A 24,699-nucleotide genomic window follows, 5' to 3' on the forward strand; every position below is an offset into this window, starting at 1 on the left:
TTGTGAACTGGCTCTGGCAGATCTTCGATCCCGCCACGATCGGGGCATTCTTCACCCAGTTCCGCAATGAGATGGCTGAGCCGACCTTCTGGGTTGCGGTCGGCAAGATCATCTGGATCAACATCCTTTTGTCCGGCGACAACGCGCTGGTGATCGCGCTTGCCTGCCGCGGCCTGAAGCCGCGGCATCGGCTGTGGGGCATGGTGCTCGGCGCGGGCGCCGCGGTGCTGCTGCGGATCATTTTCACCGGCATTGTCGTCAGCCTGATGGAGCTGCCGTACCTCAAGCTGGTCGGCGGCCTTGCGCTGATCGTGATCGCGGCAAAGCTGCTGGTGCCGGAAAACGAGGACGAGGACGGCGTCGAGTCGGCCTCGCATCTGTGGCAGGCGGTTCAGATCGTCGTCGTCGCCGACATCGTCATGAGTCTGGACAACGTCATTGCGGTCGCGGCTGCCGCCAATGGCAGCGTGCCGCTCCTGGTGCTCGGCCTGGCCATCAGCGTGCCCCTGATCGTCGCCGGCGCGGCGCTGATCATGGCGCTGCTGTCGAAGCTGCCGATCCTGGTCTGGGCCGGTGCGGCGCTGCTCGGCTGGATCGCGGGCGAGGTGATCGCGACCGATCCCGGCATCGCGCCGAAGCTGCACACGCTGTCCGAAGGTCCGTTCGGTGCCGCGCTGGACAAGATGCTCGGCAATCTGCACATCCCGCCGCAATTCGCCCATGGCGGCGCTGGCGCCGAATATCTCTGCGCCGCGCTCGGCGTCGTCGTCGTGCTGCTGGTCGGCTCGATCTGGCGCCGGCGCAGGCTTAGCCACGCCGCGATCGAGCACGCAAAAGCCGCTGAATAAACTCTTGCAAGGACGGGGTACTTCACCTCTCCCGTAGGGAGAGGTCGGATCGCATCAAAGATGCGATCCGGGTGAGGGGTTACAGTCTCACCGAATGCTGTGGCCCCTCACCCGGATTGCTGCGCAATCCGACCTCTCCCCGCCGGGGAGAGGTGAATTACCGCCGCACGATCGAGCCGCTGCGTCCGATCAGGCGGGCGAGCTGCTTGAAGCGGCTGCCGACGCGGTCGGCGACGAGGTCGCCGAGCCTGTGCTCGAACACCAGCATCAGGCTGCGCCCCTGGCTGCGGAAATGCGTGGCGGGCAGGACGCCCGGCCGCGCCGCCGAGATCAGATGCGCAACACGGAAGGCGGCGCCCAGGAGGCGGGCGCGTTCGAGCTGCGCCGGCGTCAGCAATTCCTGCATGGTCAGCGGCGGCTGGTTCTCTTCGCTCAAGCCGGCATAACGATAGAACACCGACAGGCCGACAAAGGCGCGCTCGATGTGGGTGATTGCGCCGAAATTGCCGTTGACGACGAGGCTCAGCGTTTGCTCGCCGCGATGATCGGGATGCACGCGCCAGCCGATGTCGGAGAGCAGGCAGGCGGCGTGGCGAAGCCGGCGGTCCTCCTCGGTCTCGCGCAGCTTGACAACGCGCGCGAGGCGGTCGGTCCAGGCGATCAACTCGCGGGCGTGCTTGGCCGAGCGTGACAAGAGCTGGTTCAGCTCTTCCGCCGCGCAGATCAGCCCGTCCTTGTTGCGTTCGCTCTCCGACAGCTTCTCGTGCAGCAGGCCTTCGCGCACCCCGAAGGTCGAAAACACGATGGTCTTCGGCTTCGCCACCCGGATGATGTGCTCGAGCACCAGCGCGGCATAGGTGAGGAGAGGGCGCCGGGCATCCGCAACGACCTCGATGTCGGCGAGCATGTTGGCGGCTGCAAGACGACGCAGACGGCGCGAAAAGTCGAGCGCTTCGGCGGCCGAAATCGAATAGCCGTGCATCACCTGGAGCGGGTAGCCGCTCTGGATGATGTGGATGCGCGCAAGCGCGCGCCAGGTGCCGCCGACGGCATAGAAGCTGCGGCCGCTGCCTGCCTTGAGCAGCGGCACCTCGTCGATTGCCTCACGCACGATGCGGTCGGCGCGCTTCAGCGATTTGTGCGCGAGGTCCTGTAGCGCGAGGCCCCCGAGCGGCAGCGTCACGCCGCTGCGCACGGTGTTCCTGCGCACGTCGATCAGCTCGAGCGAGCCGCCGCCGAGATCGCCGACGATGCCGTCGGGATGGTGAATGCCCGAGATCACGCCGAGCGCCGACAGTTTTGCTTCGCGCGGGCCCGACAGGATTTCAATCTTCACGGCGCAGATGCGCTCGGCTTTCGTGATGAAGTCGGGACCGTTGGACGCGTCGCGGCACGCAGCCGTCGCAATCGCAAACACGCGGCCGACCTGCATCACGCGGCACAGCGCGCGAAAACGCTTCAGCGAGGTCAGCGCCTTGTCGACGGCATCCGGCGCGAGCAGGCCCGTGCTCTGCACCTCGCGCCCGAGGCCGCACAGCGCCTTCTCGTTGAAGATCGGAATCAGGCTCCGTGTCAGCCCCTCGTAGACGACGAGACGAACCGAGTTGGAGCCGATGTCGATGACCGCGACGCTAGCGCCACGCTTGCGCGGCCGTTTCACGGCAAGGATCTCCGGTCAGGACGGATGGCGTTCGTTTCGGCGCGTGAGACGGCGCGGCGAGGATTCCTTGAGCGACTTTCCACGGCCAGACAGACTCGGATTTGTCATGAAGTAGTTGTGCACGTTGAAAGGCTCCTCGCCTTTCGCGGCCTTCATACGCGTTGAGGACCCGTCCGGCAACAATTGCCAGCTCTGCTCATTGTCCTTCAAATTCGCGACCATGATCTGTTCGAGAACCTGCTGATGCACCGTGGGATTTTGCAGCGGACACAGCACCTCGACGCGGCGGTCGAGGTTGCGCGGCATCATGTCGGCCGACGAGATATACACAGCCGCTTTCGCGCTCGGCAGGCCCTGGCCCATGCCGAAGCAGTAGATTCGGCCGTGTTCCAGGAAGCGTCCGATGATCGATTTGACGCGGATGTTCTCCGACAGGCCGGGAATGCCGGGGCGCAGGCAGCAGATACCGCGAACCACGAGCTCGACCTGCACGCCCGCCTGTGACGCCTCGTAGAGCGCGTCGATGATATCGGGGTCGACCAGCGCATTCATCTTCATCCAGACCGCGCCGGGCTTGCCGTGACGGGCGTGCTCGGTCTCGCCCTGGATGTGCTCGATGATGCGCTTGCGCAGGGTCAGCGGCGACACCGCCATCTTTTCCAGGTCGCTCGGCGCGGCGTAGCCCGTGATGAAGTTGAACACGCGCGCGGCGTCGCGGCCGATGGTCGGTTCCGAGGTGAAGTAGGAGAGATCCGTATAAATACGCGCGGTGACCGGGTGATAATTGCCGGTGCCGGTATGGACATAAGTGGTGAGGCTGCCGCCTTCGCGGCGCACCACCATCGAGAGTTTTGCGTGGGTCTTCAGCTCGAGGAAGCCGTAGACCACCTGCACGCCGGCGCGTTCGAGGTCGCGCGCCCAGCGGATGTTGGCCTCTTCGTCGAAGCGCGCCTTCAATTCGATCAGCGCGGTGACGGATTTGCCGGCTTCGGCGGCTTCCACCAACGCGCGCACGATCGGCGAGTTGCTGGAGGTGCGGTAGAGTGTCTGCTTGATCGCGACGACGTCGGGGTCGCGCGTCGCCTGCTGCAGGAACTGCACCACCACGTCGAAGGATTCGTAGGGGTGATGGACGACGAGGTCCTTCTGCCGGATCGCGGCAAAGATGTCGCCACCATGCTCGCGCACGCGCTCGGGATGGCGCGGCACATAAGGTGTGAATTCGAGGTCGGGCCGGTCGAGCCGGGTCAGCTGCGAAAGCTCGTTCATGGCGAGTACGCCGTTGACCAGGAACACTTCGTCGTCGGCGGCCGACAGTGCGTGCTGCACGAAGCTGCGCAGCTGCTCCGGCATCTTGGCGTCGATCTCGAGCCGGATCACGGATCCGCGGCGGCGGCGTTTCAGCGCGGTCTCGAACAGGCGGACGAGGTCTTCAGCCTCTTCCTCGATTTCGAGCTCGGAGTCGCGGATGATGCGGAAGGCGCCCTGGCCGTGGAGGCTGTAGCCGGGGAACAGGCGGTTGATGAAAAGGCCGGTCACCTGCTCCAGCGAGATCAGGCGCACGGCTTTGCCCTCGGTCGGCAGACGGATGAAGCGGTCGATCTTGCCGGGCATGCGGATCAGCGCGTTCATCGGCTTGCCGTCGGCCTCGCGCGTGAGCTGGAGCGCGATGGTGAAGCCGAGGCTCGGGATGAACGGGAAGGGGTGGGCCGGATCGATCGCCAACGGCGTCAGCAGTGGGAAGACGTTGTTGAGGAAATAGTCCTCAAGCCAGGTCCGCTCCGCCTTGGTGACCTCCTTGCCGTCGACCAGTACGATGCCGACCTCGGCGAGCGTGCCACGCAAACCGGCCCAGATCGCCTGCTGGTCGGAGGCGAGCTGCGAAACGGTGCGGTTGATCAGCGCCAGCTGCTCGGATGGGGTCAGGCCGTCGGGCGCGCGCTCAGCGATGCCCTCGCGCACCTGCGCCTTGATGCCGGCGACGCGGACCATGAAGAATTCGTCGAGGTTATTTGCGGAAATCGACAGGAATCGGACCCTCTCCAGGACGGGGTGGCTGGTGTTGACCGATTCCTCCAGGACGCGGCGGTTGAAATGCAGCCAGGAGAGCTCGCGATTGATGAATCGCTCGGGGCTCGAGGCGATCGCCGGCAGGCTCTCGGCTTCCGTGACTTTCTCTTTCGTTTCAACAGCTTGCGCGGAATCCATGAGAAGTCGGTCCATCCAGTTCGCCCCAATTTGCGACTTACGCGCAAAACCGGCCGGAGCATGTGTTAGTGCGATGACGTTTCGATGACATTGATGTTCCGCACGCCCGCCGCGTCAAGCGGGCGCAAAGGGACCTTGGCGGTCAGCCGTCCCGGAGCAGCTCGGCGGCGAGCGCCCGGGTGACGGGCCGGCCGAGCCGCAGCGCCTCACCGTCGAGCAGTTCCACGGCGCGCCGGGCGGCGGCCGACGACCGCTCCAGCCGGGTCGCGAGATAGCTCACCACGCTTTCGTCCACCGACAGCTGGCGGTCGGCGCAGAACTTGACGATCAGGCCGCGGAACAGCTGGTCGTCCGGCGGCGCCAGCGAAATCATGGGAATCGTTCGAAACCTGGAACGAAGGTCGCGGAGCTCGACCTCAACCGTCGCCGGCGCCTCGCGTGCGGTAAACAGCACATAGGCGCCGTCCTCGCGGGCGAGGTTCATCAGATGGAAGAGGGCGCGCTCGTCAAAATCCTTAGGCTTGAGATCCTCGACCACCAGCGCGCCGGTCGCGAGCGCGCCGGGGACGCCGGCTGCGGTCAGCGCATTGGCCGTGGTCGAGCGCGCGCCGGCCTCCTCGGCCCAGATCGCGGCGAGGTGGCTCTTGCCTGAGCCTTCGGGGCCGGCGAGCCACATGGCCCGGTTCGGCCATTCCGGCCAGCCGTCGATCAGAGCGAGACCGGCGGCATTGGCAGGGCCCTCGAGGAAATTGTCCCGGCTGAGGCTCTCCGCGTGCGGAAGCGAAAACGCCAATTGTCGGGGATGAACGCGGCCTGCCACGCTTGCTTTGCTCCGTGCCGGCGCGCCGGCTCTGTTTGAAGAGGATAGACTTATTCGATCGGGAGTTGGCCTTTTGCAGGGCCGCACCCGAACTCATTTGGCGTCGATCGTACTCATGTGCCGCAGCCACTCGACGAGATAGAGCGACACCGAGGACAGCGTGAACACCGTAACGAAGCCCATCAGGATTATATCATACGGTCCCGGCTTGAAGCCGAAGGCGAGCGAGGCCAGCACCAACGCCGCATAGGCCACCTGGGCCGTCGTGTTGAGCTTGGAGACCATCGACGGCTTCATCTCAACCGGCTTGTCGAACAGCCAGGACACGATCACCGCCGTGACGATCATGATGTCGCGTGACACTACCAGGATCACGATCCAGCGTGGAATGTCGCCCCAGATGCCGAGCGCGAGGTAGATCGACACCAGCAGCGCCTTGTCGGCCAGGGGATCGAGCAGCGCGCCGAGCTCGCTGGTCATGTTGAAGCGCTTGGCCAGGAAGCCGTCGACGGCGTCGCTGATGCCAGCGACCAGGAAGACGGCAAACGCCACCTCCATTTGGCTCGACACGATGGCCCAGACGATGATCGGGACCAGCATGATGCGGCCCAGCGTAATGATGTTCGGAATACTCACGCGGCGCTTCCCGGCACCCGGCCTGACCTCGAATCCGGCCCGATTGAAGGCTGAACCCGTTGATATCTACATAGTATGGCCGGGAGCGCCATGCGAGCCATTGCGCGTCCCCGGAATTCGACGTAACCAGCCGCAAACCCACTGGAAATCGGGCATGACCGACCGCAAAAACGGCCTCACTTACGCCGATTCAGGCGTCGATATCGACGCGGGCAACCGCTTGGTCGACCTGATCAAGCCATTGGTGCGCGCCACCGCACGGCCCGGCGCGGATGCCGAGATCGGCGGATTCGGCGGCCTGTTCGACCTCAAGGCGGCCGGCTTCAAGGACCCCATCCTGGTCGCGGCCACAGACGGCGTCGGCACCAAGGTCAAGATCGCGATCGAGACCGGCCTGCATGGCGGGATCGGCATCGACCTCGTCGCCATGAGCGTCAACGACCTCGTGGTGCAGGGCGCCGAGCCGCTGTTCTTCCTCGACTATTTCGCCTGCGGCAAGCTCGACCCGGAGGCCACGGCGTCGATCGTCGCCGGCGTCGCCGAAGGCTGCCGCGAGTCCGGCTGCGCCCTGATCGGCGGCGAGACCGCTGAGATGCCCGGCCTCTACAAGGACGGCGACTATGATCTCGGCGGCTTTGCCGTCGGCGCCGCGGAGCGGGGCACGCTATTGCCGCGCAAGGACATCGCCGTAGGCGACGCCGTGATCGGCCTTGCCTCGTCGGGCGTGCACTCCAACGGCTTCTCGCTGGTGCGCAAGATCGTGGAACAGTCCGGCCTCGGCTTCGAGGCGCAGGCGCCGTTCGCGCCCGTCATGACGCTCGGCGGCGCGCTGCTGACGCCGACGCGGCTCTATGTCAAATCCTGCCTGCGCGCGATCCGCGAAACGGCTGCGGTGAAGGGCCTCGCCCACATCACCGGTGGCGGTTTCACCGACAACATTCCGCGCGTGCTGCCAGGACATCTCGGCGTCGGCATCGATCTGGCGCGCCTGCCGGTGCTGCCGGTGTTCAAATGGCTGGCCATGCAAGCCGGCATCGCCGAGCTCGAAATGCTCAGGACCTTCAACTGCGGCATCGGCATGATCGCGATCGTCGAGCCTGAGAAGGTCGACGAGGTCGTGCGGGTCTTCTCCGATGCCGGCGAGACCGTGGCGCAGCTCGGCAGCGTGATCCCGGCCGAGGGCGAGCACCGCGTCGTCTATAACGGCCATCTCGACCTGGCACTGTGATGACTGGCGCTGTGATGAAGCGCCGCGTCGCCATCCTGATCTCCGGTCGCGGCTCCAACATGTCCGCGCTGATCAAGGCGGCGGCTGCTGCGGATTTCCCGGCAGAGATTTCGCTCGTCATCTCCAACAAGGCCGACGCGCTCGGCCTTGAACGGGCCAAGACGGCCGGCGTGAAAACGCAGGTGATCGAGAGCAAGCCGTTCGGCAAGGACCGCGCCGGCTTCGAGGCGGTGCTGCAAGCCGCGCTCGACCAGCACGGCATCGAGCTGATTTGCCTCGGCGGCTTCATGCGCCTGTTCACCGCCGAATTCGCCAGGGCCTGGTACGGACGGATGCTCAACATCCATCCCTCCTTGCTGCCGTCCTTCCCCGGCCTCGACCCGCATGGCCAGGCCTTGCGCGCCGGCGTCAAACTGTCTGGCGCGACGGTGCACTTCGTGATCCCCGAGACCGACGCCGGTCCGATCGTGATGCAGGGCGCGGTTCCCGTCAGCGATCACGACACGGCACAGACGCTGTCGGAGCGCATCCTCGAAGTCGAACACCGCATCTATCCCGCAGCGCTGAGCCTGCTTGCGACCGGCAAGGTCAAGATCGAGGGCGATGTCTGCAGGACGGCGGGCAGTTCGGCGTCAGAGAATTTCCTGGTTGCGCCGGTGGCGAACTGAATCGCGCTGCGTTTCGGTGGCCCTCAAACAAAATCCCCCGGCAGAGCCGGGGGCAACGTCATGATCTCTCGCGCTTTGGCTTTGAGAGAAATCAGGAGACCTTGAGGTTTTCCGCGGATGCTTTGCCGCGGTTCTCCACGAGGTCGTATTCAACCACCTGGTTTTCATTGAGGGTGGAGAGTCCGGCGCGCTCGACGGCGGAGATGTGGACAAACACGTCCTTATCGCTGCCGTTCGGCTTGATGAACCCATAGCCCTTGGTCGGGTTGAACCATTTGACGGTGCCCTTTTGTGGCATCGTTAGTCTCCTCCGCTAGATACAAAAAGGACGCGGCCGCTTTTCGCGTGCCACGTCACAAACGGGCTTCCGGAAGTCTGTTCGAGTCTTGAGTCTGTCGCGAAACGCACAGCCGAGCGGCCAATTCCGATTGTGTGCGGTATTCCAACACGAAAACCGCGCGCTAGCAAGCCGCGCGCGAATTTCAAGACCGCACCGCGGATGTCCCACGCGCTATTTGCGACCTGTGGCCGCGGAAGCACAATCAGGGGCAATCGCCCCGGCCAAGGCGTAGCAACCGGTTGACCCTCCGTGGCACTTCAGCACAAATCGCCGCATGCGCTTCAGCTCGTGTTGCATTTTTGCGCGCCGTCATTCGCTTCAGGATTTGTCATCATGAGCTGCCCCTCGCAGCCCTCCGGAACACGGCAGACGATCGGGCTGGACCGCGTCCGCCGGGTCGCGGCCGCGATTGCGATGGCCTTGGCATTCGTCGTGATGATGTCGGCGGCGACGCCGGCTTTTGCGCAGAGCCCGACGCCTACTCCGACGCCAACACCAACACCAACGCCAACACCAACGCCCACGCCGTCGCCGACCCCGGTCCCGGTCCCGACGTCGATCAATTACGACCAGTCCGCCGGCAATGCCACGCTCAATCTTGGTTCGGGATTTCTGGAGCGGCTCGGCAACCAGGCGTCGAACGGCTTCAACCGGACGTCACGCACCAATTCTGGCGGTGGCGGAGCCTCGGCGAGCACGGAGGATCCGCGTTATCGCACCTGGTATGAGGGCTACGGCGTTTCGGTCCGGACCGATCCGCAGGGCGATTTCGTCGGCGACAAGCGCAAGACGTTCGGCGGCGTCGCCGGGTTCGGTGCGCGGGTGGCGCCGGGCGTCAATCTCGGCTTCTCCGTCGACCAGAGCCATACCGACATCGATGTGCCGCTCGCGCTGCAGTCGGCGACGCTCGACCTGACCCAGATCGGCTTCAACGGCTCCGTCGACAAGGGACCGTGGACCTGGGCGTTTGCGGTCGTGCACGGTTTCGGCAAGGTCCATTCCAGCCGGGACACCGGCTTTGGCCTGGCGACGGCGGGCTATCGCGCCGCGGTCGACGGCGCGCTGACCGAGATCAGCTATTACTGGACCAAGGACCAGATGCGCGTCGTGCCCAAGGGCGCGCTCGAATATGTGCGGGCCACCGGCGCGGCGTTCCAGGAGGCGGGCGGACTCGATCCCCTCAACGTCGGCTCGAGCGCGATCGCGCGCGCGCGCGTCATGATCGGCGCCGAGATCGGGCGCTACTTCATCTTCGACCAGAAGATCCTGGACCTCTCGGCCTATGGCAAGTTCGTCGACAATTTCTATCAGGATCTGGGCTCGGTCCAGGTCAGCCTCGGCACCCAGAACATCATCGTCCCCGGCATCGGCGAGAGCCGATACGGCATGGACGCCGGCGCCTCGGCATCACTCAGCCTGACCAACACCGCGCGGCTCTATGTCAACTACGACGGCAAGTTCCGCAACGAGCTGACGTCGCACCAGGGCACGATCGGCTTCGAATATCGGTGGTGACGAGCATGATCCGGAAAAGTGTGCAGCGGTTTTCCCTCGCGACAAACGCGGAACGCGTTTGCGCGGAGATCATGCTCAAATAATCACTTCGGCGTCGCCGCAACGTATCCGGACAATCCAAAGCCTTCGCGCGCGGCCGTCATCATCGGCACCAGCGCGTTCGGATGGATGAACTCGTCGCGGAAGCAGGGATGGGTCTTGGGGTCGAAGATCTGCTTCAGCCAGTCGACCACGATCTTGTGCCGCTCGGAGCCGCGGAACTCCTTGTGATAGGTCAGCCAGAGGTCGGCGTGGTGGCTGACGCCGAGGTCGACGGCGACGAGCGGTGCACCGAGCGCGATCGACACCGTTGGCAGGAAGCCGATGCCGGCGCCGCGTTCGACTGCGTAGAGCACGCCGACGGACGAATTGGTCTTGATCCCGACGATGCCTTCCAGCGATTTCAACCCGAGCACGCGGGCATAGGCGCCGTCGTCGACCTGCGGCGCGCTCTGCTTGATGATGCGGTGGTTCGGCAAGTCGGCGAGCGTCGCCGGCACGCCGTAGAGGTCCGCATAGTCCCTGGAGACGAACGGATAGATGTGCAGCCGGCCGAGCTTGGCGACGATGAGATCGGGATTGGTCGGCGGCTCGAGCTGGATCGCAATGTCCGACTCCAGCCGCGCGACGTCGGCCTGTTCCATCGCACAACGCAGGTCGACGGTGATCTTGCGATAGGTCTTCTGGAAATCGATCAGTCGCGGCAGGATCCAGAAATTGCCGGGGCCTTCCGTCACCGCAACGCGCACCGTGCCCGAGGTATCGTTCGAGGAACGCGAGGCGCGGCGGAAGACGTTGAAAGCATGACGCTCCATATGCGCAACGTCGGCGATCATCGCGGTGCCTTCGTCGCTGAGCGTGAGTCCGCTCTGGTCGCGCAGGAAAAGCTTGCAGCCGATGCTCTCTTCGAGCCGGTCGATCCGGCGCATCAATGTGGTGGAGGTGAGCCCGAGCTCTTCGGCCGCATTACGGAAACTTTTAAATTTCGCGCAGGCTAAAAATAGCTTCAAATCGTCCCAAGACGCATTCAGCGCTTCTTCATGGTGCTGCATCAATGCAGCACCCCGGTGCAATAGTTGCTGCATACTCCTGATCTCCACCCGCTAAGCTTCTCCTCATAGCGGCGTACAAAACCCCCGAACGATAGAGGGACGACATGACTATGGAAAGGGGCTCGTTTGCCGCAAGGCATGATTTCGACGCCTTGCCGCTGAGCCACGAGGTGGAGGTCCGTTGCGCGCAATTCGGGGAAATCGCCGCGCTCTCGGAAATGGCGCACCGCCTGGTGCCGGGCGTGCAGATCGGGGCGATGGAGCTTGCGAAGTATTTCGCCTTCGATCCCGAGAGCATCCTGACGTTCAGTCGGAACGGCCATCTGCTCGGCGGCATGGCCTTCCTGTTTCTCAACGATCGCGGGCATGATGCATTGCTGCTCGACGATATCGGTCTGACGGCGCCCGAGACGCACTATCTCGCTTCCGCGAATGAGGGTGTTTCGGCCATCTATATCTGGGCGATTGCTGCCACCGGCCGTGGCATCGCCGGTCTCGGCAAGGCCGCGGCTCATCTCCGGCAGATAAGGTTTCGCGGCGCGGATTGCTATGCGCAGCCGTCAACCGTGGCCGGACGTGAAATCATGAAGGCGACGGGCTTCGCGCCTATTTCGAGCTTCCAGCCTGACCTCTGGTGTTACGAGCGCCCCTGGCACCGGCAGCCGATGCTCATGCCGGGCGCGATCATCCAAGCAAGGAGTTTTTCAGATGCACGGCACTAGGATTCCTCTCGCCAAGCCTGACTCCCGCGCCATCACCGTTCGCCTTGCGCGCGATCCGAGCGACCTCATGCTGGTCACGGCCATTCGCTCCGCGGTCTATCTCGCCGAGCAGGATTGTCCGTTCGATGAGGAGTTCGACGGCAACGACATGGTTGCCGCACATTTCATCGGCTACATCGGCAATGAGCCGGCCGGCTGTTTGCGGGTGCGCTTCTTCGGCGACTTCGCTAAGGTCGAGCGGCTTGCGGTGCGTCACCAATACCGGCGCTCGCGTATCGCGTTCAAGCTGGTGCAGGCCAGCGTCGACTATGTGAAGCGCAAGGGGTTCCGCAAGATCTATGGTCAGGCGCAGGACCGGCTGGTCGATTTCTGGGCTCATTTCGGCGCCAAGCCGCTCGGCCACAATCGCAAGATCACCTTCTCGGATTTCTCCTACACGGAAATGCTGCTGGAGATCGAGCCGGGGCCGGACGCCATCACGCTGGACAGCGATCCATACGTGATCATCCGCCCCGAGGGTGATTGGGACCGGCCGGGCGTGCTCGATGCTTCGGCGGGGCGGGCGGTGACCTCGCCGCTGCGGGACCTCGCGCTCGCCGACCGCTGAAACTCGTGCAGCTCGGCGCAAGACGATGCCGGTCTCCGTCCCCGACGATCCGCTGGTCCTGGTCTGTGCGGACCTCCAGGTCGAATATCTGACCCCGGGGCGTCGCCACGTCATTCTCGATGGCGATGCCGCTACCTTGCACTGCCTGGAATTGCTGACGCTGTGGCGCCGCAACCACTGGCCGGTGATGCATTTGAAGCGCATCGCGCAGGCAGCGTGGTTCAATCCGTCATCCAGACTGACCGATTGGATCGCGGAGACGAGGCCGCGTCCGGGCGAGATGACGTTCGAGCACCCATTGCCGTCGGCCTACAGCTCGTCGCGTTTCGTGGATTACATGTCCAGCATCCGCAATCTGCGGTGCGTGGTCACAGGCTTTTCCCTCGACGAGACCATCCTGGCCACCGTCGTCGAGGGATTCCACCGCAGCCACCGCTATCAGGTGGTCGTCGATGCCGTGGCCTGCCGGCAGCCGGGAACAAGCGAGGCGGCCGCCTACAAACAGTCGGTGGTGAATGTCATCGCCAACTTTGCTACACTCCAGTCCAGCGCCGAACTGATCAGAACCAGCGGCGCCGTCGCAGTCTGAGAAAGACGCGATCGGCGGATGGATGGGTGGGACATTGTCTCGGGAGGACGAGCTCAAAGAGCTGGCGAGCGACCTGTCGCGTGCCGTCGAGACGGCGCGCCGGGTTGGCTTGTCCACCACCGTCTATCTGCTGTCGATGGCGCTGGTCGAGGTGCGGGAAGCCGCGGCCGACGACGCGGGAAATGACGACGGCGCTGCCTGAGCGCTGTCTTGTGTGCGGCTTTGTGCATCGCTGCTGAGCGCTTGCTGCCGACGAATTGACGTTGCAAGTTTCGGCCCGTCGCAATAGCCAAGTAACCTGACAATCAAGTGATGATGCTGGCCGCGCCGGCCAAGTGATGACGTAAGGAATCCCGCAAATGTCCATGCTGCCCAATTCGCAAGAAGCCCGGGATGTGGCCTACCAGCTCCACGCCTACACCAATGCGCGCGCACATCAGCAGGCAGGTCCCCTGGTGATCGAGCGCGGCGAGGGGCCCTACGTGTTCGATGCATCGGGCAAGCGCTATTTCGAGGCGATGGCGGGCCTGTGGAGCGTCGGGCTCGGCTTCAACGAGAAGCGGCTGGTCGAGGCCGCGCACAAGCAAATGCTGGCGCTGCCGTTCTATCACACCTTCTCGGCCAAATCGCACGGGCCCTCGATCGACCTCGCCGAGAAGCTGGTCGCGCTCGCGCCGGTGCCGATGAGCAAGGTGTTCTTCACCAATTCCGGCTCGGAGGCGAACGACACCGTCCTCAAGCTGATCGCCTATCGTTCGAATTCGCTCGGTCAGCCCCAGCGCAAGAAGATCATCAGCCGCATGCGCGCCTATCACGGCGTCACCATTGCCTCGGCGAGCCTCACGGGCCTGCCCAACAACCACCGTTCGTTCGATCTGCCGCTGCCGAACATCCTGCACACGGGCTCGCCGCATTTCTACAAGGACGGAGCGCCCGGCGAGAGCGAGGAAGCCTTCGCGACGCGCCGGGCCGAGGAGCTCGACGCGCTGATCCAGAAGGAAGGGCCCGAGACGATCGCGGCCTTCTTCGGCGAGCCGGTGATGGGGGCGGGCGGCGTGATCGTGCCGCCGGCAACCTATTGGGACAAGATCCAGAAGGTTTTGACGAAGTATGACATCCTGCTGATCGCCGACGAGGTGATCTGCGGCTTCGGCCGCACCGGGAAGATGTTCGGATGCGAAACCTACGGCATCAAGCCGGATGCGATCGTGGTTTCCAAGCAGATCACCTCGAGCTACTTCCCGCTCTCGGCGCTCATCATGAACGACCGCATGTTCGAGCCGATCGCAGACGAGAGCAACAAGATCGGCGTGCTCGGCCACGGCTTCACCGCGGGCGGCCATCCGGTCGGCTCGGCGATTGCGCTCGAAAACCTCAAGATCATCGAGGAGCGCGGCCTGGTCGCGCACGCCGCCGAGCTCGGCGGCTACATGCAGGGCCGCTTACGCGAGCTCACCAGCCATCCGCTGGTCGGCGAGGTCCGCGGCGTCGGCATGATCGCAGCGCTCGAGCTCGTGCTCGACAAGGGTCGCAAGACCGCAGCCGCGACGCCTGGCGCCGTCGGCGGCATGGCGAGCCGCATGCTGCAGGAGCGCGGCGTGATCTCGCGCAACATGCTGGACGCCATCGCCATCTGCCCGCCGCTGATTGTTACCAAGCCCCAGATCGACGAGCTGATCGCGGCGATCACTGGGGTGTTGAATGACATGAAGCCGGAAGTGGCGAAGCTGACGCCGGCGTAAGCTCTCTCCCCGTCATTGCGAGGAGCGAAGCGATGAAGCAATCCAGAATCTTTCCGCGGAGACAGTCTGGATTGCTTCGCGGAGCCTGTCATCGGGCCGCGCTTCGCGCGCACCCGTTGGCTCGCAATGACGAGGTTGACAATTGCGTGCCCAACGCAATCGCCGTCGCGCCTCAGGATGACGGTTTGACCGCCTCGACCCGCTGAACCCCGATCACGCGGCCTTTCTCGATCGCCAGCGCCAGCTCGCCGCGCTTCAGCTTCAGCGCGTTGTCGCCGAACAGCTCGCGGCGCCAGCCGCGGAGCGCCGGCACGTCGGCCTCGTCATCGGCTGCGATCTCCTCGAGATCGTCGACGGTCGCGATCACCTTGCTCGCCACCGCATGGCGCTCGGCGGTCATGCGCAGCAGCACCTTCAACAGCTCGACGGTCGCAGCACCATTGTTGTTGTTGCGCGGCTTCTCCAGCTTCGGCAGCGTCGAATGATCCCGCGCCAGCCCGCGCTCGACGGCGGCGACGATATCCGCGCCCCATTTGGACTTCTCAAAGCCCTTCGGCACCGAGCGCAGATGGGCAAGCTTCTCCAGCGTGTTCGGCGCATGGGTGGCGATGTCGCTGATGGCTTCGTCGCGCAGCACACGGCCGCGCGGCACGTCGCGGCTCTGGGCCTCCTGCTCGCGCCAGGCGGCGACCTCCATCAGCACGGCAAGGTCCTTCGGCTTGCGCACCCGCGTCTTCAGCCGTTCCCAGGCACGCTCGGGATGGAAGTCGTAAGTCTTGGGCGAGGTCAGGACCTCCATCTCGATGGAGACCCATTCGCTGCGGCGGCGCTTCTTCAAATCGGCGTCGAGCGCGGCGAAGACGTCGCGTAAGTGCGTGACGTCGGAGACCGCGTAATGCATCTGCTCCTTGGTCAGCGGCCGGCGCGACCAGTCGGTGAAGCGATGGGTCTTGTCCGGCCGGTGGCCGGTGACCTTCTCGACCAGGGCATCATAGGCGATGCTGTCGCCATAGCCGAGCACCATCGCCGCGACCTGGGTGTCGAACACCGGATGCGGGATGATGTTGGCCTGATGCCAGATGATCTCGATGTCCTGGCGCGCGGCGTGGAACACCTTCAGCACGCTCTCATTGGCCATCAGCTCGAAGAACGGCTTGAGGTCGATGCCCTCGGCCAGGGTGTCGATGACGATCGCTTCCTCGGGGCTGGCCATCTGCACCACGCACAACAGCGGGTAATAGGTGGTCTCGCGCAGGAACTCGGTATCGACGGTAATGACGGGGTGCTTGGCCAGCCGGCTGCAGGCAGCCGCGAGGTCAGCGGTGGTGGTAATCAAATCCATGAACGGCCCATGACACTTGGTATCAGCCGTTCTGCCGAAAGCGCTGTGATGTCAAGGGGCTCTAAGCGAATTCGAGCCTTGCATTCGGACCGGAATCGTTCTTTTCCGCCGAAATTCCTATTCGTAACGGATCCGGTGCGAGGATTTGCGGGCGCAGGGCAGCGCCACCACGATCAGGCACATGCCAACCAGCGTCAGCCCCAGGAACTCGAAAACCAGCAAATCCACGGCGGAAATCTCCAGAAACACCGTTAGATTTGTCGGCTGTGCGTTGAGGGTCTGTTAATTGTCGTGGTTACCGGCAGCGGCGTCGCCCGGATGGTGGACGGGGGGTTAACGGGTTGGTGCTGTCGGGGTCGATTAGTCGGTCGGCCCCGCGAAGGGCTCCGTCGGCGCGTCGACCCATCGAACTTTCCCCGACTCGAACCGGGCCCATTTGCTGAAGCCGTGCTCAGGGTCAGCCTTGAAGCGGTCGCCGATCAGCCTCGTAAGTTCGTCGTGACGTTGACGGTCCTCGGGTAAAGCGGGGTGGCTTTTGTGGGGAGTCTTTCCCTGCCGATACGCGCTGTCCCACCGTAGCCAGATCTCCCAACCTTCCAGCACCAGCGAAAGCAGATCCGGATCAATCGGGCTCAACAGGAAGCGCGACGAGTAGTCGTCTCTCCCCTCGTCGAACTGTCTTTCGTAAATGTGCGGCTTTCCCAGATAGTCGGCCACGCCGAGTTGGGGTCCGTCGTAGTAATTGTTGATGGTGTGAATTCGGTCCCAGATGTCTGTGCTCATCATACCAGCATGGCAGGATCAATCGCACACCGCCATTACGTCATCAGCTGCGGCAGGGTCGCGGCCAGGACATCCACGGCGGCGCGGACCTTTGGCGCCAGCCGGGGCGAACGCGGCCACAGCGCGTGACAGTCATAAAGGAATTCGCCTTGGCTGCCGAAGAGACCGATCAGCGCGCCGGTGTCGAGGCGTTCGCGGACGAGCCAATAGGGCAACCAGGCCAGCCCCATGCCGTGTGCTGCCGCATCGGCGATGGCTTCCAAATCATCGAGCCTCAGCCTGCCGGCCGGCATGATCTCCCGCGGAGCCTGGCCCGCTTCCGGGAACAGCCACGGCCTGACGCGGCCGGAGCGGCGATAGATGATTGCCTGATACGCGCCGAGATCGTCGAGTGTCTTCGGCTTGCCGTTGGCGCGCAGATACGAGCGCGCGCCGCACACCACCATGCGCTGGCTTGCGATGCGCCGCGTGATCAGGCCGGACTGGTCGTCGAGATCGCCGGTCCGGATCGCGAGGTCATAGCCGGCCTCGATGATGTCAGCGATCGGGTCGCCGAACGAGAGGTCGAGCTCGAGATGCGGATATTTTCGCGCGAGCTTCATCAGCAAGGGAGCGATGCAGTGCCGTCCGAGGAGGGCAGGCATGGTCACGCGCAGCCTGCCGCGCGGCTCGGAGAGTTCGTTTGCGACGACGGCGTCGGCGGCCTCTGCTTCGCTGAGCACGGCGCGGCAGCGTTCGTAATAGGCTTGCCCAGCGTCAGTCAGGCTCTGGCGGCGCGTGGTGCGGTTGAGGAGGCGGACGCCGAGGCGCTGTTCGAGGAAGCGCACATGCTTGCCGACCATCGGCCCGGACATCTCGAAGGCGTCGGCCGCGGCCGCGAACGAGCCGAGATCGGCGGCCTTGACGAACACGGCCATGCTGGTCAGGCGGTCCATGATTGAAAACTCCAGGTTTCGACTGTTCGCTGCTTTCTTCGATTTATCCGCTTCTGCAGGCGCGGCATAGCTCCATTCAGTTCAATTGTTTTGGAGTGGATCCAATGGCCCGCGTTGTTCGCTTTCACCAGCATGGCGGTCCCGAAGTGCTGCGCATCGAGACCGTCGACGTCGCGCCGCCAGCACGGGGCGAGGTGCAGATCAGGGTCAAGGCGCTCGGCCTCAACCGCGCGGAAGCCCTGTTGCGAAGGGGGACCTACATCGAGACCGCGACGTTTCCGTCCGGTCTTGGGCTTGAGGCGGCGGGCATCGTCGAGGCTGTCGGCGAGGATGTTGCCGGCTTCGCGCCGGCCGATGCCGTCAGCATCGTGCCGCCGCTGTCGATGGTGCGATGGCCGGCCTATGCCGAGCTCGCAACGTTTCCGGCCGAGCTCGTCGTGAAGCATCCGCCCGAGCTTGGCTTCGAGACGGCGGCCGCGGTGTGGATGCAATATCTCACGGCGTACGGCGCGCTGGTCGACATCGCCGGCCTTGGGCGAGGGGACGTCGTCGCCGTCACGGCGGCATCGAGCAGTGTCGGCCTTGCTGCCATTCAGATCGCGAACCGGATCGGCGCTATTCCGGTCGCCTTGACGCGGACATCGGCCAAGCGACGCGCCTTATGCGATGCCGGCGCCGCGCACGTCATCGTGTCAGCCGAAGAGGACATCCGAACGCGGCTGGCGGAGATCGCCGGTTCAAACGGCGTCCGTGCGGTGTTTGACGCAGTCGGCGGGCCGGCATTCGAGCCGCTGACCGCGGCGATGTCGCCGGGCGGCATCCTCATCGAATATGGCGGCTTGAGCCCCGAGCCGACACCGTTCCCGCTCTTTTGCGTGCTGACCAAGAGCCTGGTCTTGCGCGGCTACCTCGTACACGAGATCACCGGCGATCCCGCGCGCTTGGCGCGGGCCAAGGCCTTCATCCTCGACGGACTGGCGCACGGCGCGTTGAAGCCGATCATCGCGCGAACGTTCAAGTTCGACGAGATCGTGGAGGCGCATCGCTTCCTGGAGTCGAACGAGCAATTCGGCAAGATCGTGGTGACGATCTGAGGTTCGCGCCATCCAAAACGTATTCGGCGCCCCGCATCGCGGAGCGCCGATGGTCGTTCGCCGTTGCTCTTGGCCTTACGGCAGCTTCAGCGAGGTCTCGGCATTGTACGGCTTGAGCGTCTCGTCGGCGGCCTTCTGGGCGGCGACGAGGGCCTCCTTCGGCTGCTTCTTGCCGTTGAGGACCAGCATCACCTCGTCCTCCAGCGTCTTGCGCACCGGCACGGTCTTGTAGGTCGCAAACCAGGGTTTTGCGACGTCGAGTTGCTCGACGGCGGTCTTGGCGTCCGGGTTCTTGTTGAGGAAGTCGACCATGTCTGGCGTCTTGTAGGCGGCCATGTTGGGCGCGAAATAGCCGGTGGCGCGGCTCCACCAGGCGCTCTTCTCGGGCGAGGTCATCCACTTGATCAGCGTCCAGGCGGCCTTCTGCTTGTCGGCTTCGACGCCGGCCGGAATGATCAGCGATGCGCCGCCGATCGGCACGGCATTGCGGACGTTGCGCGGGATGAAGGCGACCTTGTAGTTGAACTTGGCGTTGTCGCGCACATAGGTCAGCGAGCCCGTCGAGAGCATCATCATCGCGGCGTTGCCGGAGATGAAGGAGGTGCTGACGGCCGGGCCAGGTGTGGCGCCGGGCGCATGGACCTTGTGCTTGTTGACGAGGTCGCTCCACCAGGTCAGCGCGCCGAGCATCGAGGGCGTGTCGTAATAGACCTCGCCGCCGAACTCCTCGTTGTAGTAGCGCCCGCCATTGGTCATGGTGAGCGTTTCCATCATCCAGCCGCAATAGTCGTAGGCGCAGGGGATCGCGATGCCCCATTGGGTCACCTTGTCGCCCTCGCGCTTGGTGAGCTTCTTGGCCCAGTCGGTGAGCTCGGCCCAGGTCTGCGGCGGCTTGCTCGGATCAAGCCCGGCTTCCTTCGCCTTGTCGGCGTTGATGTAGAGCAGCGGCGTCGAATTGTGGAAGGGCACGCCGTAGACCGAGCGGTCGATCACCGCGTTGCCCTGCAGTGCCGGGAAGAACTGGCCCAGGAACTTGTCTTTGGTGCTGCCGTCGGCGGCGATCAGTGTATCGAGGTTGGTGAGCTCGTTCTCGATCTGCATGTCGAGCAGGAAGTTGGCCGACATGATCACGGCGGACGGCGGCTTGCCGGCCTTGATCGAGGCGCGCGTCTTGATCAGCGTGTCGTCATAGGAGCCGGTGTAGACGGCGGTCGCCTTGATGTCGGGATGACCGTCGTTGAACTCCTTGATCAAGGTGCCCATGTCGCGGGCGAGCTTGCCGTCGACGGGAACGGGGAAGAACAGGTCGATCTCGGTCGGACCTTCGGCCATCGCCGGGACGGCGAGGGCACTGGCAAAAGTGCCTGCCATGGCGAGGCCGAGCATGAGCCTGCGGGAGAACAGCATCGAGAAATCTCCTATTTGATGCCTGAGGTGACGAAAGAGCTGATGAAGCGCTTCTGGAAAACGAGGAAGGTGATGAGCAGCGGCGCGATCACCATCAGCGTGCCGGCGGCGATGGTGCCCCAGGCCTGCGTGCCTTCCGCGGTCGCGGTGAAGACCGAGAGGCCAACCGTGAGCGGCCGCTTGTCCGGCGAATTGATCACCATCAGCGGCCACAGGAAGTCGTTCCAGTGGCTGGTCACCGAGATGATGGCGAAGGCCGAGAAGCTCGGGATCGACAGCGGCACGTAGATGTGGCGGATGCGCTGGATCAGGCTCGCGCCATCGATCAGGGCGGCGTCCTCGAGCTCGGTCGGAATGGCCTCGAACGCCTGGCGCATCAGGAAGGTGCCGAAGGCTGACGCAAAGAACGGCATCATCACGCCGGCGAGCGTGTCGTAGAGGCCGAACTGCGCGATGATCCGCAAATTCGGCACGATCAGCAGCACGGGCACGAGCATGAGCTGCATCAGGAACAGATAGAAGATCAGCGATTTGCCGACGAAGTCGAGCCGCGCGAAGGCAAAGCCCGCGAGCGTGATCGTCACGAACTGCACGAGCAAAATGCCGGTGCAGATGATCGTGGTGTTGAGGAAGTAACGCGGGAAATCGCCGATCTCCCAGGCATCCCTGACATTGTCGAGCGTGGGTTTCAGGCTCGGCATCAGCTCGGCCATCAAATTGATGCCGTCGGAGGCCGGGCGCAGCGTTGCCACGCCCATCCACAGGAACGGGATCAGCCAGGCGAGCGCGAGCAGCACGGTCAGCGCGAAGCCAAGTTTGGGCGTGATCTCGTTGCGGGTGGCGAGCGGGGCGTCCTTGTAGAGGGCGTCGATCAGCTTCATGCGCCGCCCTCGCGGTTGGCCATGGTGCGGAACGACAGCGCGGTGAGGGCCATGAGAGCGGCGAGCGTCAGCAGCGTTGCCGCCGAGGCTTTGCCGATGTCGTAATGCTCGACCGCCTGCTGGTAGATGTAGAACAGCACCAGATTGGTGGCGTTCGACGGTCCGCCCTTGGTCATGACGAAGACGTGGTCGACCTGCGTCACCGCATTGAGGATTGCGATCACGGTGACGAACAGGAAGGTGGGCTTGAGCTCCGGCAGGATGATGTAGCGCAGCCGCATGAAGGGACCGGCGCCGTCGAGATGGGCTGCTTCCATCACGTCCTCGGGCACGGCCTGGAGGCCGGCGAGGAAGAACAGCATGTAATAGCCGGCGTTCTTCCAGATCGTGATGATCATGATCGCATAAAGCGCGATGTCGGGATCGCCGAGCCAGTTCGGCACCACCGGCAGCAGCCGGCCGATGTAATAGTCGAGCAGGCCGACATTGGGCAGGAAGATGAAGAGAAACAGCGCCGAGGCCGCGACCATCGGGATCAGCACCGGCAGGAACAGCGCCGCGCGCAGCGCGCTGGTCACGACGTTGGTGCGCGCCAACGCCAGCGCAAACAGCAGCGCGAGGCCAATGCTCGGGACGGCGGTGCCGACGGCGTAGATGAGGTTGTTGATGACCGCGCCGGTGAAGGCGGGGTCCGCCAGCACCGCGGCGATATTGTCGAGGCCGACGAAGCGCAGCGGCGCCTTCGGCGTGGCGCGCTGGTAGAGCGCATCGATCAGCACGCGCCCCATCGCGCCATAGGTGAACAGCGCGAGGAAGATCAGCGAGGGCAGCAACAGCAGATAGGCCGGCAGCGAGGTTTTGAAACGGGTCGAAAATCGCGTCACGATATGCAGGCGCGGCGGCACCGCAGCCGCGACCGGGAGAGCCGCGGGTTCAGCGAGGCTCATGTCACCGTGCCGGGAAGTTGAGCGCATAGTCGCGGCCGTCCACGCCCGCAGGGGGCTCGAAGGGAAAGCGCAGACTGGTGTCGAGGAAGTCGTGGCTGTGCACGACGAGGTTTTGATCGTCGATCAGCACGACGCCGTAAGCCGGCGGCTCGTGGCTCGCCAGATGGTCGGTGGCGGTGGCGTCGAGCTCGAACCAGACCTGGTGGTTGGTGCCGCGCAGCGTCGAGAACGGGATCTTGCCGTAGCTGCCGAAGATCGGACGGTGCACATGACCGAAGAAGAGATGGCGGATGCGCGCACGATAGGGCGCGATCACTTCGGCGAATTCGGCGCTCTGCTTCAGCGCAATCTCATCCATCGCGTGGACGCCGACCGGGAAGGGCGGATGGTGCATGAACACGACGAACGGCGTCTCAGCGGGCGCGGCGGCGAGCGTCTTCGAAAGCCAGTCGAAGCGTTTTGCGCACATCTCGCCGGCATGGCTGGTCTCGTCCAGCGTGTCGAGGAACACGAACAGGCCGTGCTCGGTGGTGCGGGTGCCCTGCACAAAGCCGTTGGGATCGCGCGGCGCGGCCTTCAGGCCGTCGAGACAGGCCACGCGCTTGTCGTGATTGCCGACCATGGCGACGTACGGCATTTTCAGCGCCGCCATCGCGTCTGCGAAGTTCGCGTAGGATTCCGGCTCGCCCCAATGGGTGAGGTCGCCGGTCACGACCGCGAAGGCGGCATCCGACTGGTGCTTGTTGATGTCGGCGATCGCCGCATCCAGCCGCGCGCGCGGGTCGAGGCCGTAGAGCTTCAGCCCGGGGTTCGCGAGATGCGTGTCGGTGATGTGGATGAATTTGAAAGGCATGGCGCGCTTGTCAGGGTTTTGGAGGATGGGCGCCTCCGGCAAGACGGCCCTGACAGGCCGTTAGAGCGCGTGTGTTTCAGTTTGATGACAGCGGTTCCCAGGGACCGGACGTGTCCACAGCGCGCGCATATGCACGGTGGATTAGCCGAAAGCGAAATCCACCGTTGAACCAATTATAGGTAGCGGCGCGCCTGCGCCCGCCTCACGTCCCGCAGAACGTCTGCAGCACCCGCTGGTCCGGCAGCGGCGGATCGGCGTAGGCGGCGTACTCCGGCTGGCCCTGATACGGCTTGGCCAGCACCTTCACCAAGTCCTCGAACGGCGCGTAATTGTCGTCATTCACGGCAGCCTGGACCACGGCCTCGACGCGGTGGTTGCGCGGGATGAAGACGGGATTGACGGCGTGCATCGCGCTTTGCCGCTCGGCCGCGCTCTGCGGCTCCAGAGCCGTGCGTTCGTGCCAGCGCTTGGCCCACTCGTCGAAGGCTGCGGGATCCATGAACTGTGCGCGAGCGTCGTCCGCGGCCGGATCGCCCGCGGCCTCGCCGAGCTTGCGGAAGGTGAGGGTGAAGTCGGCCTGGTTTTTCGCCATGGCGTCGAGCAGGTCCTGGATCAGCGCCTCGTCGCCGTCGCGCTCGGTGAACAGGCCGATCTTTTTGCGCAGGCCTGCCTGATAGGCGTTGCCGAATGTCTCAGAGAAGGCGCCGAGAATGTCCTGCGCTTCCGCGACCGCCTTCTCCTGCTCTGCTCCGAACAGCGGCAGCAGGCATTCGGCGAGCCGCGTCAGATTCCACAAGCCAATGCGCGGTTGGTTGGCATAGGCATAGCGGCCCATCTCGTCGATCGACGAAAACACCTGCGAAGGATTGTAGGCATCCATGAAGGCGCAGGGGCCGTAATCGATGGTCTCGCCCGAGATGGAAGAGTTGTCGGTGTTCATCACGCCGTGGATGAAGCCGACCAGCAGCCAGCGCGCGATGAGCTCGGCCTGGCGCGCGACGACGCCTGCGAGCAGCGCGTGATAGGGCCGTTCCGCATGGAGCAATTCAGGGTAATGGCGGGCGATGACGTGATCGGCGAGCCGGCGGATCGCATCGGTATCGCGGCGGACCGCGAAGAACTGGAAGGTGCCGACCCGGATGTGGCTCGAGGCGACGCGCGTCAGCACCGCGCCGGGCAGCACGGTCTCGCGGATCACGGGCTCGCCAGTGACGACCGCGGCGAGCGAGCGCGTGGTGGGGATGCCCAGCGCAAACATTGCCTCGCTGACGATGTATTCGCGCAGCACCGGCCCGAGCGCGGCGCGGCCGTCGCCGCGGCGGGAGAACGGCGTCGGGCCCGAGCCCTTGAGCTGGATATCGCGGCGGACGCCGTTCCGGTCGATGACCTCGCCGAGCAGGATCGCCCTGCCGTCGCCGAGCTGCGGCACGAAATTCCCGAACTGGTGGCCGGCATAGGCCATGGCGATCGGGTCGGCCCCCGCGGGAACCGTCTTTCCGGCCAGGATCTCGGCGCCCTCAGGAGTCTCCAGCATCTCAGGATCGAGCCCGAGCTGGACCGCCAGCGGCCGGTTCAGCTTGATCAGCCGGGGCGCGGATACGGGGGTCGGCGCGACGCGGGCAAAGAAGCTGTCCGGCAGCGCCGAATAGGAGTTCTGGAAGGGGAAATGGACTGTCATGGCCTCAAGATAGGGCTGGAACGCTGATCGGCAAAGGCTCGGGCCTGGATTGGCCAAAAATGGGCCTTCCGACGCCAAAACAGCCCGTTCCCTTGGTTGCCGCCT

Annotated in this window: 24 protein-coding genes; 10 read left to right on the forward strand and 14 right to left on the reverse strand. The window is 64.5% G+C overall.

Translation table 11 applies throughout. The annotated features are described in order from the left end of the window. The first annotated feature begins 2 nt into the window (after window positions 1-2). Window positions 3-848 (forward strand): TerC family protein, encoded by an 846-nt coding sequence (locus V1280_RS03665; protein WP_334519105.1) that lies wholly within the window; start codon window positions 3-5, stop codon window positions 846-848. Window positions 849-1,005: 157 nt separating this feature from the next. Here V1280_RS03665 and ppx read toward each other — a convergent pair whose 3' ends face one another. From ppx to V1280_RS03685, 4 genes are all read right to left on the reverse strand, one after another. Beyond that, entirely contained in the window at window positions 1,006-2,508 is a 1,503-nt protein-coding gene (gene ppx, locus V1280_RS03670; protein ID WP_334519108.1) for an exopolyphosphatase, read from the reverse strand. A 15-nt stretch (window positions 2,509-2,523) separates the two neighbouring features. After that, a complete protein-coding gene (locus V1280_RS03675; RefSeq protein ID WP_334538162.1) occupies window positions 2,524-4,716 on the reverse strand; it encodes an RNA degradosome polyphosphate kinase in 2,193 nt (730 codons plus the stop codon). A 142-nt stretch (window positions 4,717-4,858) separates the two neighbouring features. Next, on the reverse strand, window positions 4,859-5,536 hold the full coding sequence (locus V1280_RS03680) for a DnaA ATPase domain-containing protein (RefSeq protein ID WP_334519111.1): 678 nt from the start codon (window positions 5,534-5,536) through the stop codon (window positions 4,859-4,861). A 93-nt stretch (window positions 5,537-5,629) separates the two neighbouring features. Continuing rightward, window positions 5,630-6,172, reverse strand: coding sequence for a CDP-alcohol phosphatidyltransferase family protein (locus tag V1280_RS03685; RefSeq protein ID WP_148772560.1), 543 nt, complete (start codon window positions 6,170-6,172; stop codon window positions 5,630-5,632). Between the two features lie 154 nt (window positions 6,173-6,326). Between V1280_RS03685 and purM the strand changes: the two genes are divergently transcribed. Both purM and purN read left to right on the forward strand, forming a co-directional pair. Further along, on the forward strand, window positions 6,327-7,400 hold the full coding sequence (gene purM, locus V1280_RS03690; protein ID WP_334519118.1) for a phosphoribosylformylglycinamidine cyclo-ligase: 1,074 nt from the start codon (window positions 6,327-6,329) through the stop codon (window positions 7,398-7,400). 14 nt (window positions 7,401-7,414) lie between these two features. After that, window positions 7,415-8,068 (forward strand): phosphoribosylglycinamide formyltransferase, encoded by a 654-nt coding sequence (gene purN / locus V1280_RS03695; RefSeq protein ID WP_334538164.1) that lies wholly within the window; start codon window positions 7,415-7,417, stop codon window positions 8,066-8,068. 91 nt (window positions 8,069-8,159) lie between these two features. Here purN and V1280_RS03700 read toward each other — a convergent pair whose 3' ends face one another. Beyond that, on the reverse strand, window positions 8,160-8,366 hold the full coding sequence (locus V1280_RS03700; RefSeq protein WP_007591938.1) for a cold-shock protein: 207 nt from the start codon (window positions 8,364-8,366) through the stop codon (window positions 8,160-8,162). Window positions 8,367-8,741: 375 nt separating this feature from the next. Here V1280_RS03700 and V1280_RS03705 point away from each other — a divergent pair, with 375 nt between their 5' ends. After that, window positions 8,742-9,923: an autotransporter outer membrane beta-barrel domain-containing protein gene (locus V1280_RS03705; protein ID WP_334519121.1), complete on the forward strand. Its 1,182-nt coding sequence runs from the start codon at window positions 8,742-8,744 to the stop codon at window positions 9,921-9,923. An 83-nt stretch (window positions 9,924-10,006) separates the two neighbouring features. Here V1280_RS03705 and V1280_RS03710 read toward each other — a convergent pair whose 3' ends face one another. Further along, on the reverse strand, window positions 10,007-11,047 hold the full coding sequence (locus V1280_RS03710) for a LysR family transcriptional regulator (protein ID WP_334519123.1): 1,041 nt from the start codon (window positions 11,045-11,047) through the stop codon (window positions 10,007-10,009). A 71-nt stretch (window positions 11,048-11,118) separates the two neighbouring features. Here V1280_RS03710 and V1280_RS03715 point away from each other — a divergent pair, with 71 nt between their 5' ends. The 5 genes from V1280_RS03715 (at window position 11,119) to V1280_RS03735 (ending at window position 14,674) form a co-directional block, all read left to right on the forward strand. Further along, a complete protein-coding gene (locus V1280_RS03715) occupies window positions 11,119-11,736 on the forward strand; it encodes a hypothetical protein (protein WP_334519126.1) in 618 nt (205 codons plus the stop codon). Next, window positions 11,723-12,343, forward strand: a complete 621-nt coding sequence (locus V1280_RS03720) for a GNAT family N-acetyltransferase (RefSeq protein WP_334519129.1) — start codon at window positions 11,723-11,725, stop codon at window positions 12,341-12,343. The genes V1280_RS03715 and V1280_RS03720 overlap by 14 nt, the downstream gene beginning before the upstream one ends. Window positions 12,344-12,368: 25 nt before the next feature. Further along, entirely contained in the window at window positions 12,369-12,932 is a 564-nt protein-coding gene (locus V1280_RS03725) for an isochorismatase family protein (RefSeq protein ID WP_334519132.1), read from the forward strand. A 34-nt stretch (window positions 12,933-12,966) separates the two neighbouring features. After that, window positions 12,967-13,134: a hypothetical protein gene (locus tag V1280_RS03730; RefSeq protein ID WP_334519135.1), complete on the forward strand. Its 168-nt coding sequence runs from the start codon at window positions 12,967-12,969 to the stop codon at window positions 13,132-13,134. Between the two features lie 157 nt (window positions 13,135-13,291). Then, on the forward strand, window positions 13,292-14,674 hold the full coding sequence (locus V1280_RS03735; RefSeq protein ID WP_334519137.1) for an aspartate aminotransferase family protein: 1,383 nt from the start codon (window positions 13,292-13,294) through the stop codon (window positions 14,672-14,674). Window positions 14,675-14,846: 172 nt separating this feature from the next. Here V1280_RS03735 and rnd read toward each other — a convergent pair whose 3' ends face one another. From rnd to V1280_RS03750, 3 genes are all read right to left on the reverse strand, one after another. Then, window positions 14,847-16,016, reverse strand: a complete 1,170-nt coding sequence (gene rnd / locus V1280_RS03740; protein WP_334519140.1) for a ribonuclease D — start codon at window positions 16,014-16,016, stop codon at window positions 14,847-14,849. 360 nt (window positions 16,017-16,376) lie between these two features. Beyond that, complete coding sequence (locus tag V1280_RS03745) at window positions 16,377-16,802, reverse strand: hypothetical protein (RefSeq protein WP_334519143.1); 426 nt, start codon at window positions 16,800-16,802, stop codon at window positions 16,377-16,379. A gap of 32 nt (window positions 16,803-16,834) precedes the next feature. Beyond that, window positions 16,835-17,734 carry a LysR family transcriptional regulator gene (locus V1280_RS03750; RefSeq protein WP_334519146.1) on the reverse strand — a complete coding sequence of 300 codons (900 nt, stop codon included), beginning with the start codon at window positions 17,732-17,734 and terminating at the stop codon, window positions 16,835-16,837. A 104-nt stretch (window positions 17,735-17,838) separates the two neighbouring features. Between V1280_RS03750 and V1280_RS03755 the strand changes: the two genes are divergently transcribed. Continuing rightward, the gene (locus V1280_RS03755; RefSeq protein WP_334519149.1) at window positions 17,839-18,828 is read left to right on the forward strand and encodes a zinc-dependent alcohol dehydrogenase family protein; all 990 of its coding nucleotides are present in this window, start codon (window positions 17,839-17,841) and stop codon (window positions 18,826-18,828) included. Between the two features lie 75 nt (window positions 18,829-18,903). On the opposite strand, the gene V1280_RS03760 is transcribed toward V1280_RS03755, so the two are convergent. From V1280_RS03760 to V1280_RS03780, 5 genes are all read right to left on the reverse strand, one after another. Further along, window positions 18,904-20,235 (reverse strand): ABC transporter substrate-binding protein, encoded by a 1,332-nt coding sequence (locus V1280_RS03760; RefSeq protein ID WP_334519152.1) that lies wholly within the window; start codon window positions 20,233-20,235, stop codon window positions 18,904-18,906. Between the two features lie 11 nt (window positions 20,236-20,246). Beyond that, window positions 20,247-21,116 (reverse strand): carbohydrate ABC transporter permease, encoded by an 870-nt coding sequence (locus V1280_RS03765; RefSeq protein WP_334519155.1) that lies wholly within the window; start codon window positions 21,114-21,116, stop codon window positions 20,247-20,249. Then, window positions 21,113-22,063 carry a carbohydrate ABC transporter permease gene (locus V1280_RS03770; RefSeq protein ID WP_334519158.1) on the reverse strand — a complete coding sequence of 317 codons (951 nt, stop codon included), beginning with the start codon at window positions 22,061-22,063 and terminating at the stop codon, window positions 21,113-21,115. Before V1280_RS03770 ends, V1280_RS03765 begins: the two co-directional genes overlap by 4 nt. Before the next feature lies 1 nt (window position 22,064). Continuing rightward, window positions 22,065-22,916, reverse strand: a complete 852-nt coding sequence (locus V1280_RS03775) for a phosphodiesterase (RefSeq protein WP_334519161.1) — start codon at window positions 22,914-22,916, stop codon at window positions 22,065-22,067. A gap of 202 nt (window positions 22,917-23,118) precedes the next feature. Beyond that, on the reverse strand, window positions 23,119-24,594 hold the full coding sequence (locus V1280_RS03780) for a protein adenylyltransferase SelO (RefSeq protein WP_334519164.1): 1,476 nt from the start codon (window positions 24,592-24,594) through the stop codon (window positions 23,119-23,121). Between the last annotated feature and the right edge of the window lie 105 nt (window positions 24,595-24,699).

Source organism: Bradyrhizobium sp. AZCC 2230 (genome assembly GCF_036924495.1).
Lineage (GTDB): Bacteria > Pseudomonadota > Alphaproteobacteria > Rhizobiales > Xanthobacteraceae > Bradyrhizobium > Bradyrhizobium rifense.